The organism is Herpetosiphon llansteffanensis (genome assembly GCF_003205875.1).
Classification (GTDB): Bacteria; Chloroflexota; Chloroflexia; order Chloroflexales; family Herpetosiphonaceae; genus Herpetosiphon; species Herpetosiphon llansteffanensis.
In genome coordinates this window covers 1-16,636 of record NZ_PUBZ01000118.1, presented here as the reverse complement: position 1 = coordinate 16,636, position 16,636 = coordinate 1, and the positions used below count along the sequence as shown (strand labels likewise).

Here is a 16,636-nt window from a genome sequence, read left to right as displayed (position 1 = left end):
TATGGCTGATTTACGTCCTGCAATTCTTGGCGGTACGCCTTTAGCAACGTCGCCAATTCGCTTAGTTCGTCCTGTTTTGCCAGAGTTTGCAACCTTAGCCGCCGATGTCGAACAAACATTAATCAGCGGCATGGTTACCAAGGGCCAGCATTTGGCTGCCTTTGAGCAAGCAGTTGCCGATCACCTTGGAGTAGCGCACGCAATTGCGGTTTCAAGTTGCACTACTGGTTTGGCCCTAACTTACCGCGCCTTGGGCTTAAACGGGCCAGTGATTGTGCCAAGTTTTACCTTTATGGCAACCGTCAGTGCCTTGATTTGGGCTGGAGCAACGCCGCGCTTTGTCGACATCGACCCTGCTACGACCAATATCGATGTTAAGGCAGTGCGGGCGGCGATCACGCCAGAGATACAGGCAATCGTTGCAGTCCACAATTTTGGCAATCCTGCGGCGATTGCTGAGCTTGAAGCGCTAGCCAATGAGGCAGGCATTCCCTTAATTTTCGATGCAGCCCATGGCTTTGGGGCGCAATACAATGGGCAGCCAGTTGGCGGATTTGGTACAGCTGAATGTTTTAGCCTTAGCCCAACCAAGCTCTTGATTGCTGGTGAGGGCGGCATTGTCGCCACCAACAACGACGAATTGGCCCACAAAATTCGCACAGGCCGCGAGTATGGCAACGATGGCAATTATGGCAGCAATTGGGCTGGGTTGAATGCCCGCATGGCCGAATACAACGCCATTATGGGCCGCCATAGCCTTGATCAACTAGAACAAGCAGCTCGCCAACGTAGCCAATATGCGGCGTTATATTGGGCAGCCTTGTTTGCCATGCCTGGGATTAATTTTCAAACAGTGCGCCCAAGCGATCGCTGTTCCTACAAAGATTATTCAATCACCATCGATGCAAATTACTTTGGTTTGAGCCGCGACATGGTACGTAAAGCGCTTGCTGCCGAGGGAATTGAAACCCGCGCCTACTACGATCCGCCGGTTCATCGCCATGCTGCCTACGCCCAATTTGCTCCCGCCGAGGGCAGCCTACCCAAAACTGATTGGTTGGCCAAGGCCAGTTTAAGCTTGCCAATGCACTCCGAAATGGAGTTCGACACAATCGAAACCGTGTGCAATGCAATCAAGCTGATTTGTGCCTATGGCGAGGAAATCGCCGCCAGCCAATAGTGCTCTGGCTATAGGCTAGATGTAATGGTTCATTGGATTGGCAATCATGGTCCCTCACCCCCCAACCCCCTCTCCCACTGAACGCGGGCGAGGGGGAGCAGCCTCTTTTTCACCAAGGAATTGGGAGAGAACCACGGGATTCAAGCCCCTCGCCCGCGCCACGAGAGAGGGGTTGGGGTGAGGGGATCAGGCGGTGGTTAACGTGATGTACCAGCACAGCTAGAGGCTATGGGCTATTTTGGGGAGTTACAAACGCTTCTTTGCTTCAAAAACACGGTTTAAGGCTCAAATAAGTGGGCGCTAGGCAATCAAACACCATTCCTAGAACCTAGCGCCCATAGCCTATAGCCAATTATTGCAACTAGGAAAGGAGCACTGCCTTGAAATTTTCACGCGCAATTGCAACAAGGCTGTTGGTCGATGCGATCTTGATTAATAGCGGCTTGCTCTTGGCCTTTGTGGTGCGCTATATCACGATTGTGCTGCACGAGCCACATTTAGCCGAACGCCTGATCTTGGATTATCGTAACCAATTTTTGAGCACCAGTTGGCTATTGACCAGCCTTGGTTTGGGCTTACTCTGGATGTTCGGGGTTTATCACCACGTGCGCAGTTATGCGCGGCGCTTCAAAATTATGACCTTGCTGCAAGCTACCACCTTAGCCCATCTTGCCTATGGATTTAGCTTTTTCTTTCTGCGCTTCTTGCCGTTTGTTCCGCGTGGGGTGGTTGTGCTCAGTTGGGTCTTTAGCTCGGCATTGGTGATTGGCATTCGGATTGCCCGCAATGTGGTGCTGGCCGTCGATGCCTTGGAACGCCAAACGCCCAAAGCTGATCAGCCGATTAAGCATGTGTTGGTAATTGGCGGCGCAGGTTATATTGGCTCATTGGTGCTGCGGCGCTTGCTCAATCAAGGCTATCACGTACGGTTGGTCGATTCGCTGATGTATGGCGATGGTGCGATTCGCGAGCTGTACAACCACCCGCAATTTGAGTTTGTGCATGGCGATATGCGCCACATCGAAACCGTCGTGCGCTCGCTGGTTGGCATGGATGCCGTGATTCACCTTGGGGCAATTGTTGGCGACCCAGCCTGTGCGATTGATGCAGATTTCAGCACCGAAATTAATTTGATAGCCACCCGCATGCTGGCTGAAGCCTGCAAAGGCTATGGCATTCGACGCTTTATTTTTGCCTCGACTTGTAGCGTGTATGGCGCATCTGATGAATTGCTCGACGAACGTTCGGCGCTCAATCCAGTGTCGCTGTATGCTCAAACCAAAATCGACTCCGAGACAATCTTGTTGGGCTTGGCTGACCAGCAATTTGCGCCAACGATTTTGCGTTTTTCAACGATTTATGGCTTGTCGCCACGGCCACGCTTTGATTTAGTGGTCAATTTGCTCACCGCCAAAGCTGTGCGCGAAGGCAAAATTACGGTCTTTGGCGGCGATCAATGGCGGCCATTTGTGCATGCCGACGATGCAGCTCGCGCGGTTGTGATGAGCTTAAATGCACCACTGGCAGCAGTGCGCGGCGAAATTTTCAATGTTGGCTCGGATGCCCAAAACTATACCATCAGCGCAATCGGCGAATTAATTGGCCAATTGATTCCCGAGGCCGAGTTGGTGTTGCAAGGCAGCGATGTCGATAAGCGTAATTATCGTGTTTCGTTTGCCAAAATTGCCAAAGTGCTTGATTTCAGCCCGCAATACACGGTTGAGGATGGCGTGCGCGAGATCGAAAGCGCCTTGCGCAACGGCAAAATTGGCGATTATTACGACCCAGCCTACAATAACCACAAATTCTTGACCAATGTTGATAACGCGCCATTGTTGCGCTTGGAAACGCCGTGGGTCAACCAGCGCGAATCAATCAAGCAATGAGCAAGCCAGCCTTGGAGTTGTTGGTGGCAGCGTGGTCGAGCAACCCAAAAGCAAATTTAGCCGAGTTATGCGCTGCCTGCGGCCCCAACGATTGGCAAACGCTCGCGCAATTAGCTGATTATCACGAGGTTGAGGGCTTGCTCTGGTTTGGATTGCGCCAACAAGCCTTGCCAGCTGCTTTGGCTGAGCATTGGCGCGAATGCTATTATCTGGCAGCTTTGCGCAACGATCTGCGTTTGGAAGAATTCCAGCGCATTCAACAATTGCTCAAGGCTGAATCAATCGAGGTGGCGTTGCTCAAAGGCATGGCATTTGCCCCAACGATCTATCGCTCGCTTGGTCAGCGCCAAATGGGCGATATTGATCTGTTGATTGGGCGTGAAGATCTGCAACGCTCCTGCGCCGTATTGTTTGCAGCGGGCTACGGCCTTAGTAATTACACTATCAACACATGGCAGCAACAACGGCGTAGCGGCGGCGAGGTACGCTTGCAAACTGCGAGCGGCGCGACGCTCGAACTGCATTGGTGGCTGTTTGCTGGGCATTGGTCGCGCTGGGCTGGCTTGCATAGCTATCCGGCGTGGCAGATTCAGCAAATGCACTATCAAGCCTTTGCATTGCCAGTTTTAGAGCCAATGAGCCAACTGCTGCACACGGCCCATCACTTGGTCGTTGGCAATCAATATGGCGCTGGCATTGGCCGCATGCTGGCCGATATTGATCGCTTGCTTGCGACCTATGCTTTTGATTGGCAGCAGGTTTGGCACGAAGCCCAACGTTGGGGCTTGGCCCATCTATTGTGGGGGGTTTTGCGCTTGGCTGAGCAATGGTTTAATTCAGCAATTGAATGGCATTGGCAACCACAGGCTGGGCGCAAATTGGCTTTAGAAAGATTGTTGCCAAGCCACAAACTGTTGCTTGGTGCAGATCCACGTTTGCGGGCTTGGTGGCGCTATGCTATTTTGGCCAGCGCTTGGGGCTAATGTATATTGTAAAATCATTTTATTATGTTAATGTAATTCTTCCTTTTAGAGTACAAAGGTTCGTATTAAATAATCTTGCTAGAATAATATGATTTTAAGGTTTTAAGAGAATAATTGGATCGATTATTTATTCAGCATCAAATCAATGGTATGATAAAACAAAACATGATATCCTTACTAATAAGTATAGCCACTACATATTATGCCAGTCTAAACTCTTGTTGCCTTACTCAGCATAGTATAGACACTATGGTTTTAATATGTACCATCTGTTTTCGCTGTAGAACAGAAAATCATAGGAATTTCATAAAGTGAAAGCTAATACTATCCATCCTGTTATAGATTTATTTGCAGGCCCGGGTGGATTAGGTGAAGGATTTGCCTCTCTTCATCATCCAATGCTGCCTAGTCATTATGCTTTTAAAACAGTAATCTCTATTGAAAAAGATGTGTCTTCACACCAAACACTCAAATTACGTCACTTTTACAGAAATTTCCAATTAAATACTGTTCCTGATGACTATTATCATTATCTTGAAAATAGGATTACGCTTGAAGAACTATATAAACGTCATCCTGTAGAATCAGCTCATGCAGATCATACTGCATGGCTATGTACCTTAGGTGAAGCACCTCATGAAGATGTAAAAAAAAGAATTATTGAAGCACTCAATTATCAAAAAAAGTGGGTACTTGTTGGAGGTCCACCATGTCAAGCTTATTCACTGGTAGGCCGATCACGGATGAAAGGTCAAGAGAATTTTGAGAATGACCCACGGCATTTTCTTTATAGAGAGTATTTACGAATATTAATCGATCATAAGCCTCCTATCTTTGTTATGGAAAATGTTAAGGGGCTAATTTCCTCAAAAATCCAAGGTCGATATGTTATCAATGATATCTTACGAGACCTAAGTAATCCTTCTTCAATTATTGATTCTAAATCATCTGGTCTAGAATATAAGCTTTATTCTTTATCACAACCAGGTATCATGAATTTAACTGGTGATCCTAGTAATTTTGTTGTTAAAGCTGAGGAATATGGTATTCCACAAGCCCGACATCGAATTTTCATTCTAGGTATTCGCAGCGATATTGATATTGTTCCTAAAATATTAGAGAAAGTAAATTTACGTAGAACTGTAAGTGATGCTATTGGCGATTTGCCAAAAATTCGTAGTGGAATATCGAAAGGATTAGATAGTAATTCTATATGGTTAGAGACTTTAACGGAGATGACACAGCAATCATGGTTCAAACATGGGAAAGAAAATGGCTTGGCAAGTTTAGCAGAGTATATAGAAATGGTTCTTGAGTCGATTGAAGTACAGCTATTTGAGAAAGATTCTACTACCTATTCACAACCAGACCATTTTTTGGATTGGTTTCATGATAAAAGGTTAAAGATTTTACTTTCACATGAAGCACGATCGCATATGAAAAGTGACTTACAACGGTATTTTTTTTCATCTACTTTTGCCCAAGTATATGATATATCACCTAAATTATCAGATTTTCCCAAAGAACTATTACCAGCACATAAAAATATTACTGAGGGGATTTCTGGCAAGAAATTTGCAGATCGTTTTCGTGTGCAATTATCCGATACACCCTCGACAACCGTTACATCCCATATATCAAAAGATGGTCATTACTACATTCATTATGATCCAATCCAGTGTCGTAGTCTAACAGTCAGAGAAGCAGCTAGACTCCAAACATTTCCTGATAACTACAAATTTGAAGGAAACCGAACATCACAATATCATCAAGTTGGAAATGCTGTTCCCCCACTCTTAGCCAATAAGATCGCATCAATTGTATTCGATATATTAGAAAGAATGGAGTAAATATTTACAGTTTAGAGTGAATTAGAAGCTCTATGAAGGAAGCGATCTTGTAAGTTAATATAGCGTAGGCTTTGTACAAAAACACAGTTGTTATAGTTCAGATATTTTTTAATCAACAAAAGATTAGAAAGGAATCTTGAATGCAAGAGAAGATATTATCTCCCCATGCCTCATCTTTGAGTCAGTCAATGCGTGATCTTGGATACTCCCTAGAAACTGCAATTGCTGATCTTATTGATAATAGTATAACGGCAGGAGCAAGTAATATTCGAATATTCCTAGATATTGATGAGGGTAACGATCCTTGTTTAGTTATCATTGATGATGGTTCAGGAATGAATGAGAACGCATTGCTTGAAGCAATGCGTCCAGGATCACGAAATCCGCGTGATAAGCGTGATAAAGATGATCTGGGACGCTTTGGGCTTGGCCTCAAAACAGCTTCTTTCTCTCAATGCAAATCGCTTACGGTGATTAGCCGCAAAGACCAAAATACATTTGCAGCATGTTGGGATCTTGATCTCATTGCGGATCGTAATGAGTGGATTGTTAAAATTCCAGCAATTGAAGATATTCCCGTTGCTCCTTATATTGAAATGTTAGGTACTCAAGGAACTTATATTTTATGGCAAAAACTAGATCGTTTTCTAGATAATAGTATCAATGAGCGCAGTAAGAGTAATTCTTATACTAAACTATCTATAGTTGAGAAGCATTTGGCATTAGTTTTCCATAGATATATAAGTGGTGATTATAAGAGGCGTAAGGTTAACATCGAAATTAATGGACATATCATTACAGCTTTTGATCCATTTTGCATTTCTAATAAAGCAACTCAGATGCTACAAGAAGAAATAGTACGAATCGATGGAAATGAAATTAAGATACAACCTTACATTTTACCCCATCACAGTAAACTTTCAAAGAAAGAATATGATTTTTATCGATCACGTGGTGATTTTGTAACTAACCAAGGAGCATATATCTATAGAAATGGCCGATTAATGGCTTGGGGTGATTGGTTTAGGTTAGTACCGAAAAGTGAGGCAACAAAACTAGCACGAATTCAAATTGATTTTACAAATGTTCTGGATGAATATTGGACAATTGACATTAAGAAATCTCGTGCACATCCTCCGCCTCAGGTTCGAGAAAAATTAAGTCAGATTATTAATCGGATTACTGATCAAAGCAAACGGATTCATATTGGTAGAGGAAATCGGTTATTTGATAAACAGTCACAGCCGCTATGGCTTCGTTTTAGTGATAGAGATAAAATTCGTTATGAAGTTAATAAAGACCATGTTCTTATAAATGCTTTTCTCAATAGAATTGATCCAGATAATGCATCAATACTGAGAGATGTCATTTCTTTAATCGAACGTTCTATTCCACTTGAAGCCATATATGCCGACTATTCTTCTGTTCCACAATCATTTGAGGAAAAAGAGCCAATTCAATATGAAGATTTGAAAGGTCAAATCATGCATTTTTACATTCTACTCACTTCTGCCTTCTCGATGGATAAGGAGAATTTTATCAAAACAATTCTCAGTATGAAACAATTTAATGAAAACAAAGAATTGACATACAAAATACTTGAGGAGTTAATATAATGACGTATTCAGTAAAAATTAAAGAAGCCGAAAAACTTCTATCTCAAGTTATTCTTTCTCGTGGTGATTATCTATCTAGTCAAGATATTATTACAATTGTTGAACAATTTCGTCCTGTATTTCAAGATACCTACTATCAATTTAAATCAGAGGATTTTAATATACTTATTAGATCGCTCGAAACCCAATATTTTACAACTATGGGAGCAGGTGTCTCTCTTATCGATCTTGATATACCTCATGATGAAGAATGGTATCGTAAGCATCAAATCAGTTGGGATTATGCAGAAGACTATGAGAAATATCTTATTACGCAAGGTTGGCCAACTCGTGTGATTGGCTCAATGGGTTCTGTTACTAACCGAATTCTTGGTCTTCTACAAGACCCACAGAAAGATGGAGATTGGGAGCGAAGAGGATTAGTGATTGGTCATGTTCAATCAGGAAAGACCTCAAATTACATTGGGTTGATTTCAAAGGCTGCTGATGCTGGCTATAAATTTATAATTGTTATTGCTGGGATTCATAATAATCTTAGAACACAAACCCAAGAGCGTATTGATGTAGGATTTATAGGTCGGGATAGTAAGAATAATAACCGGATTGGAGTAGGTCAGTTAAGACCTAATCGTTCTATGCCTGTAACTGTTACCACAACTGAGAGCGATTTTAATAAAGCTCTTGCAAATAGATTCGGCATGGAATTAAAATCCCTTAATAATACATTTATACTCGTTATTAAAAAGAACGTAAGTACACTTGGTAGTCTCTATAATTGGTTAAAGGAATTAAATGTACGTCAGGGTATAGAGAAAATCTCTGATATTCCGATGTTATTAATTGATGATGAGGCTGATAATGCTTCTATCAATACTAATAAACCAGAAATAGATCCAACAAGAACAAATAAAGAGATCCGTAGAATACTTAATTTATTTAAAAAACGTTGTTATATAGGCTATACAGCTACTCCATTTGCCAATGTATTTATTAATCCGGATAATAAAAATGATATGCTTGGAAATGATTTATTTCCAGCACATTTTATTCACTGCTTAGATGCACCAACAAATTATTTTGGATCTGAAAAGATATTTTCTGGTGATGATTCAATCGATAATATTATTATTAGAAAAATAGATGATGTAGATAATCATATCTCTATACGACATAATAAATATGATTCAATTCAATCTCTTCCAGAAAGTTTAAAAAAGGCAATAAATTGTTTTATCCTTAGTCGAACAATTCGTAATATAAGAGGTGATAAAAACAAACACTGCTCAATGATGGTTAATGTTTCTCGTTTTGTATCTATACAACAAGAATTTAAATATCTTATTAAAGAATATATTGAAAAATTACAAAATGCAATACGCTTTAATTATAAACTGCCAATTGAGAAATCTTTAAAAGATGAACTTATACAACAACTATTCAAAAACTTTCAAGAAGAATATATCAATTCCGAAACAGAATGGATGGATATATTAGATGAATTGAATGAGGCAGCAAGTCTAATCAAAATCTTGTTAGTTAATAGTAAATCCGATGAAGCACTCAATTATACAACTTATACAAATCAGGGGGATGGGCTTACCGTAATTGTAATTGGCGGTTTAAGCCTATCACGTGGCCTTACAATTGAAGGATTGACAATCAGTTACATTTATCGTAACTCAAAGATGTATGATACGCTGATGCAAATGGGAAGATGGTTTGGCTATCGTGAAGGATATGAAGATCTATGTCGTATTTACATGTCAGATATTTCGTATGGCTGGTATTGTCATATTAGCGAGGCGACAGAAGAACTTCGGATGCAAGTAAAACGAATGAGTCGTGAACAGAAAAAACCAAGTGATTTCGGACTATATGTCAGAGCACATCCAGATACATTAATTGTTACGGCACTAAATAAAATGCGTTATGCGGAAAATCGTTCATTCCATATTAGCTATGATGGTAAGCTTATGGAGACCCATATACTACCTGCATCTATTGATAAAAATGAAAGTAATAGATCCTTTTTTAAATCTTTTTTTGATATATTAAGTCAGTCAAGCGCCCCTTATATTGAAGCAACTAACTCTCTTTTATTTAAGGATATAAATTGGGAAGATATTCAAAATTTCATTCTCAGCTTTCGATTTCATAACGATTTATCTGATTTGCAAGAAAATATTCCGAAATTTATCAAGGAAATTTCGGATATATATCCTTACTGGGACGTAGCGTTCAGATCGTTGTCAGGAAAGGAACCTGAAATAGGTTATATGATCGCAGCACAAGAAAGAGATATAGGTCATGATACATCCGGACAACCAAGAAAACCTAGCTCAGAGAATGGTTGGTATACAGGAAATAAAAATAGATTTTCAGGTAATAGTATGTTTAAAATAGGACTAGATGATAATCAAATTATGAGAGCCCAAGGATTGGCAGCTGAGGCATCAAGGAAAAATCCTATATTTAGTGATTATACAAATGTACGCGGTAAACCTTTGTTACTTTTACATCTTCTAAATTTAATTGATAGAAAAAAAGATGATCAAGTTATCCAATCATTGGTTCCAGCTATTAGTCTAAGCTTTCCAAATTCAAACGATGTTCGAACAATAAAGTATGTAGTAAACTCAGTATGGCTCAAACAATTCGAAGAGAATCAATATGATTCTTCTAGTGAGGAAGATGATTATGACATTAATATTTGACCCATGGTCTGATATGGCTCCAGCCCCTAATAGACAGATCGTTCGCCGTCGTGTCAAAATTGAGGTTGATTTTGCATTATTCTGGGTACAAGATCATGAAGGTCGACCTGGTTTATTAATTGAAATTTCAAAGCTTATTCCTAATCCTTTGTTCAAAGAAGCAAAAATAAATATTCGGGATATTTATGTGGATGTAGTCGAATTCAATGATGAGAATATAAGAGCGTTATTAATAAAACTTGAATATCAACAAAATAAAGATGTTTTTTTGAAATTATGTCTTGATCTTATTGATCACATAAAAATACATCATCAGAAAAATGATATATTTCAGATAGTCTGCAAAAGATTAAAGAAGTGGCAATCATTGCTTTCAACTAAAAAAAATAATCTTCTTTCTAAAAACGAAATACAAGGGTTATATGCTGAGCTATATTTTATTGATAATATGCTGGAAAAGAATCTATTAAGCGAAAATGAATTAATTCAAGGATGGAAAGGCCCTGAAAAAAAACATCAAGATTTCATTATAGATGATATAGCAATCGAAGTTAAATCACTTGCAGGAGATCAGCGTGACAAGGTACGTATTACATCTGAAGATCAACTCTATACACATTTAGATCAGTTATATTTACAAGTTTATTTTTTATCAGAGACACAAAATCATGGAGAGAGTCTTAATACGATTACTAAGAGGATTATTAGCAAACTAGAATATAATGCAACTAGAGATTTATTTGAACTCAAATTGGAATTCGCAGGCTATATCGATATCTCAGATTATGATTCGCCTTTATTTAAGGTAAAAGATGAATATACGTATATTATTAGGGATGATTTTCCTAGAATTACAAGAAAAATTATCCCTGAAGGAATTGAATCCGTTACTTATGATATTGTACTATCAAGCATTGAAAAATTCAGGACTAATAAATTAACCATAATGGAGTAATAATCATGACATCCTTATCAATAGAAGAATTTTTACATAATTTCCGCCAAGAAATTCTAGCTAATGCAGAAGCAAATATGGATTTCTTGGAAGTTGAGTTTACTCAGAACATTGCAGATGAGCTTATCGATTCAGGAGTTATTGATGGGTTTGAACTAGGGCATCATCGCTCAGCAACCGGTGGTATGAGGGTAGATGGATATTGGTTTAACGATAACTCTCTTGACTTATTCATTTCAGACTTTGCTAATCGAGAAACGGTACAATCACTTGCGCGAGCAGAAATTTCACTTATTTTCAAACGATTAGAAAACTTTTTTACCTCGAGTGCCGAAAAAAATCTATATCTTAGTCTAGAAGAGACTTCTCATGGTTATGACCTTGCTCGTAATATAGCTGATAGATGTGGTTCTTTTTCTAAAGTAAATTTCTTTCTGTTTTCTGAGCGTGTACTCAGTACACAGGTAAAGGAGCTTGAAGATAAGCACTATAATTCATGGAATTTCTCGTACAATATTTGGGACCTCTCTCGCTTACATCGATTACAAACATCACGCGGTGCGCGTGAAGAACTAGAAATAAACTTTGCTGAGATGATTGATCCAGGACTGCCATGTCTTCCAGCACATCTGGATTCAGCAACTTATAAATCATATTTAGTTGTAATGCCAGCCAAAATATTGGCTGATTTATATGGAAAATATGGTCCTAGATTATTAGAACAAAATGTCCGTAGCTTCCTTCAGGTAAGAGGAAATGTTAATAAAGGTATTCGTCTTACAATCATGAAAGATCCTGAAATGTTTTTTGCTTACAATAATGGTATTACTGCAACAGCTAGGCATATTGAAATAGTAAAAACATCTAGTGGATTTGCTATAGCATCACTTAAGGATTTACAAATTGTTAATGGTGGTCAGACTACAGCATCACTGTTTCATACTAATCGTAAGGATAAAGCATCACTTGAAAATATTTTTGTGCAGATGAAATTATCAGTTATTGATGAGGAAAAAAGCGAAGAGATTATTCCTCAAATCTCTGAGTATGCTAATACTCAAAATAAGGTTAATGCAGCTGACTTTTTCTCAAATCATCCATTTCATATACGTATGGAAGAATTCTCACGCCGACTATGGGTTCCTGCACAACAAGGCTCACAACGTGAGACAAAATGGTTTTACGAAAGAGCACGGGGACAATATACCGATGCTCAGGCTAAACTCACAGCTACTCAGAAAAAGCGTTTTGAGGCAGAGTATCCTAAAACACAGATGTTTACCAAAACAGATCTTGCTAAATTTGAGAATGTATGGGAAGGGTATCCTATCTCTGTAAATCAAGGGGCACAAAAAAATTTTAGCCAGTATGTGGGACGTGTTGGACAAGAATGGGAAAAAAAGCCAGATCAATTCAATGAATTTTTCTTTAAGCGTGCAATTGCTCGAGCAATCATTTTTCGTAGAACAGAAAAAATAGTTTCGGCTCAATCTTGGTACAACGGTGGTTATCGAGCAAATGTCGTAGCATATACAATTGCTATGCTATCTAAAATATGCTCTCGTCAGAATAAATCTTTCGACTTTCTCAAGGTATGGCATAATCAAGAGATTACTCAAACCACGATACAAGCGATAGAAGTTACTGCAAAACTTGTATACAATCATATTATGCATCCTACAGGTAATATCTCTAATATTAGCGAGTGGTGTAAAAAAGAGGCTTGTTGGATAACATTACAGGAAAAACTATATACTTTAGAGCAACTACTTCCAGTATCTTTTTTTGAAGAGCTAGCTTTTACGGATCAATTGGAAAATGAGGCAAGATCTTCAGCAAAAACCCAAAAAATGCTGAATGGAATTGAGGCGCAGAAAATAGTAGTTGGAATTTCTGGTGAAACATGGGCATATATCCTTGCAGAAGGCCAAGAAAAAGGACTCTTCTCAATAAAGGAGCAAGGGATACTGCAAATTGCAGCTCGACTACCTGAAAAGATTCCATCAGAAAAGCAATCTTTAATTTTGATTGATATCCTTGAAAAAGCAAAACTAGAAGCAATTTACCAAAAATAAATTTGTAAATCTGTATTTGTCTATGAAAATAGCCACAATGGAATGCCAGCAGGAGCCTCATCAATCGATGAAGCTCCTGCTGGCTTGATTAGGCGTGGGCTGGTTGGAGTGGCTCGTTGGTTGAGCTGGGATGAGCATTCGGCAAGGTCGCTGCTCGTTTCAAACGTAGCGAGTTGGTAACGACAAACACCGATGAGAAGGCCATCGCGCCAGCTGCCAAGAGCGGCGAGAGTTGCCAGCCAGTCAGGTTGTAGAACACGCCAGCAGCAATTGGAATCCCAATCACATTGTAGATAAAGGCCCAGAACAGATTCCAGCGAATCGTGGTCATGGTGCGGCGCGAAAGCTCAATCGCTTGGGCCACGCCAACCAAATCGCCACGGAGCAGCGTAATATCGCTAGCTTCAATTGCCACATCGGTGCCAGTGCCAATCGCCACCCCAACATCTGCTTGAGCCAAAGCTGGTGCATCATTGACCCCATCGCCAACCATGGCCACAAAGCCACCTTCTGCTTGCAATTGCTTGATTTTGGCAGCTTTGTCTGCTGGCAGCACATCGGCAATCACATGCTCAACGCCAGCTTCGCGGCCAATCGCTTCGGCAGTCCGTTGATTGTCGCCAGTCAACATCACAACTTTGAGGCCCAAATTACGCAATTGTTTGATTGCCGCTGGCGAAGAGGCTTTGATCGTATCGGCAACAGCCAACACGCCAGCAAGCTGTTGATCAACCACCACGACCATCGCAGTTTTGCCTTCAGATTGCCATTGATCGATCGTTGATTGAATAGTGCTCAAATCGTAGCCTTGTTCGCGAACCAAGCGCGGGCTACCAATCACAAGCTTTTGTTGATTGACCTCTGCTTCAATACCACCACCAACAATTGCCTTGAAATGAGCAGCTTGGCCGACAGTTGCGCCACGAGCAGTTGCCCCTTGAACAATCGCCTTGCCCAGTGGATGCTCAGAGCCACGTTCGGCGGTTGCAGCGAGGCTCAGCAACGTAGCTTCATCGCCCAAAGCCAAAATATTGGTCAGCGTTGGCTTGCCTTCGGTAATCGTGCCAGTTTTATCGAGCACAATCGTTTGCAAGCGCACGGCGCGTTCGAGGCTCTCAGCATTTTTAATCAAGATGCCATGTTGTGCGCCAACCCCTGTGCCAACCATAATTGCCGTTGGCGTGGCCAAGCCCAACGCACATGGGCAGGCAATCACCAACACGGCGACGGCAAAGATCAGCGATTGGGTGAAGCCAACGCCGCCAACCCAATACCACAGACCAAAGGTCAGCAAGGCAATCACGATCACAATTGGCACAAACACGCCCGAAATTTGGTCGGCTAGGCGCTGAATTGGCGCTTTGGAGCCTTGAGCGGCTTTGACCAAGTTGACAATTTGGGCTAAAGCGCTGGCCTTGCCAACCGCCGTCGCGCGTAATTGAAAACTGCCAGCATTGTTGAGCGTCGCGCCAAACACGCTATCGCCAACCCGCTTTTCAACTGGCAACGATTCGCCGGTTAACATCGATTCGTCAACTGCCGATTGGCCCATGGTCACAACGCCGTCAACCGGAATTTTCTCGCCAGGCCGCACGACCACAATCTCGCCAGCCCGCACATCGGCCACTGCCAACTCAACTTCAACCCCGCCACGCAAAACCCGAGCAGTCGGCGGCTGCAAATTGATCAAGGCGCGAATTGCTGATGAAGTGGCGCTTTTGGCTTTGGCTTCGAGATATTTACCAACCAAAATCAAAGCCACAATCATGGCGGCGGTTTCAAAGTAGACGTGGCCGCTGAGCTTGAACAGCAAGACCGCCAAGCTAAAGCCATAGGCCGTGAGCGAGCCAAGCGCAATCAGCGTGTCCATATTGGCGCTGCCATGCTTGAGGTTAACCCACGCTCCGCGCAGAAAATCGCGCCCACTATAAAACACAACCGGCGTTGCCATTAGGCCAAACAGCCAAGGCCAGAGATTGTAAAACGCTGGCATATGATGGCCCATATCGCCCATATCGCGAGCGCTACCCAGCCAAATTGGGCTAATCAGGCTAAAGTCATGCATCATCGAGAGAATCATCAATGGAATGCCTAGCACAAGGGCGACAACCAGATTGGTGCGTTTGCGCTTGAGTTCTGCTTGGCGCGCTTGAGTTTCGCTATCCTCAGCGTCGTCATCCTCGCCAGTATCGATAACGCCATAGCCAGCTTTGCTAATTGCTGCTTTGATTTGCTCGAGGCTTGCCTGATCGGGCAGATAGCGGATACTTGCGCTTTCGGTTGCCAAATTGACCGTTGCATCCAATACGCCATCGACTTTGCGGGCAGCTTTTTCAACCCGCGTCACACAAGCGGCGCAGGTCATGCCCGTGATTGGCAACGTGCGTTCGGCAGTAATTACGCCATAGCCGCCTTTTTCGACCGCTGCAATTAAGCTGGTCGGCGTAACCGCTGCGGGATCAAACGCGACGGTCGCTGATTCGCTGGCTAAATTGACGCTCGCTTCAGCAACGCCGCTTACTTTTTTCAAATTACGTTCGACGCGGGTCACACAAGCGGCACACGTCATGCCGGTCACTGGCAACGTAAGAGTCTTTGTATCCATACCTATACCTTCAGATCTGGCGCAGTGAGTGGGATGGCGGGCTGATTGTGCAACCCGACCCAACCACAAGCCCCTAATTTAATGGAATTGAATTGGCGAATGGCGAAACATCATAGCCAGCTTCGCTGATCGCCGTCACCAATTGGTCGCGGCTCACTTGCTCGTTGCTTTCGACTTTGACAGTTTTGCTCGCCAAATCGACAACCACATTTTGAACCCCAGCCACGGCGCTTACTTCGTTGTTGATGACGTTGACACAGTGTTGGCATGAGATGCCTGGAACGTTGAAGCTTTCGGTTTTCATTGCTTACTCCTTATCGCTCACCCCCCACCCAGGGGGGGGTATATCTAAACCATAACACGCTGTTTGGGGCTTGTCAATCAAATTAGCAGCAAATTTAGCAGAATGTTAATTGGTTGGGGACTAGAGAACAGAGAACATAGAGCATAGAACATAGAGCATATGGCTAACGGCTTTTGGCTATCGGAACATTGTTCGTGGAATTCGTGCAATTCGTGGCTAAAAAACTTTGCCTTCGTGTTCTTCGCGATCTTCGTGGTTTCAGGCTTCGTGGCCCTTCGTGTCCTTAGTATCCTTCTTTTAACGCAGAGGCGCAGAGAACCAAAGGATGAGGGATGAGGGATGAAAACCAGAAGTCAAAAATCAAAAATCACAAGGCAGAAGTCCCAAAGCCAATAGCCAAACGCCAAACGCCTCATCCCCTTCGTGGTTCCAGCCCCCCAGCCCCCGACAACCGATCCCTCGCCCATT

10 protein-coding genes are annotated in these 16,636 nt (G+C 42.2%); 8 read left to right on the top strand and 2 right to left on the bottom strand.

All coding sequences use genetic code 11. The features are described from left to right. Position 1 precedes the first annotated feature (1 nt). From C5S61_RS18915 to C5S61_RS18880, 8 genes are all read left to right on the top strand, one after another. Positions 2–1,180, top strand: a complete 1,179-nt coding sequence (locus C5S61_RS18915) for a DegT/DnrJ/EryC1/StrS family aminotransferase (protein WP_110517492.1) — start codon at positions 2–4, stop codon at positions 1,178–1,180. A gap of 380 nt (positions 1,181–1,560) precedes the next feature. Further along, the gene (locus tag C5S61_RS18910; RefSeq protein WP_110517490.1) at positions 1,561–3,066 is read left to right on the top strand and encodes an SDR family oxidoreductase; all 1,506 of its coding nucleotides are present in this window, start codon (positions 1,561–1,563) and stop codon (positions 3,064–3,066) included. Continuing rightward, on the top strand, positions 3,033–4,049 hold the full coding sequence (locus tag C5S61_RS18905; protein ID WP_110517488.1) for a nucleotidyltransferase domain-containing protein: 1,017 nt from the start codon (positions 3,033–3,035) through the stop codon (positions 4,047–4,049). Before C5S61_RS18910 ends, C5S61_RS18905 begins: the two co-directional genes overlap by 34 nt. A 311-nt stretch (positions 4,050–4,360) precedes the next feature. Beyond that, positions 4,361–5,899 (top strand): DNA cytosine methyltransferase, encoded by a 1,539-nt coding sequence (locus tag C5S61_RS18900; RefSeq protein WP_110517486.1) that lies wholly within the window; start codon positions 4,361–4,363, stop codon positions 5,897–5,899. 140 nt (positions 5,900–6,039) lie between these two features. After that, a complete protein-coding gene (locus tag C5S61_RS18895; protein ID WP_110517484.1) occupies positions 6,040–7,515 on the top strand; it encodes an ATP-binding protein in 1,476 nt (491 codons plus the stop codon). Continuing rightward, complete coding sequence (locus C5S61_RS18890; RefSeq protein ID WP_110517482.1) at positions 7,515–10,229, top strand: Z1 domain-containing protein; 2,715 nt, start codon at positions 7,515–7,517, stop codon at positions 10,227–10,229. Before C5S61_RS18895 ends, C5S61_RS18890 begins: the two co-directional genes overlap by 1 nt. Beyond that, positions 10,213–11,184, top strand: a complete 972-nt coding sequence (locus tag C5S61_RS18885; RefSeq protein ID WP_164689632.1) for a PD-(D/E)XK motif protein — start codon at positions 10,213–10,215, stop codon at positions 11,182–11,184. The genes C5S61_RS18890 and C5S61_RS18885 overlap by 17 nt, the downstream gene beginning before the upstream one ends. A 5-nt stretch (positions 11,185–11,189) precedes the next feature. Beyond that, entirely contained in the window at positions 11,190–13,259 is a 2,070-nt protein-coding gene (locus C5S61_RS18880) for an AIPR family protein (protein WP_110517478.1), read from the top strand. An 88-nt stretch (positions 13,260–13,347) separates the two neighbouring features. Here the strand turns inward: C5S61_RS18880 and C5S61_RS18875 are convergent, their stop codons facing one another. Then, positions 13,348–15,864: a heavy metal translocating P-type ATPase gene (locus tag C5S61_RS18875; protein WP_110517476.1), complete on the bottom strand. Its 2,517-nt coding sequence runs from the start codon at positions 15,862–15,864 to the stop codon at positions 13,348–13,350. A 73-nt stretch (positions 15,865–15,937) separates the two neighbouring features. After that, positions 15,938–16,168, bottom strand: coding sequence for a heavy-metal-associated domain-containing protein (locus tag C5S61_RS18870; protein WP_110517474.1), 231 nt, complete (start codon positions 16,166–16,168; stop codon positions 15,938–15,940). Between the last annotated feature and the right edge of the window lie 468 nt (positions 16,169–16,636).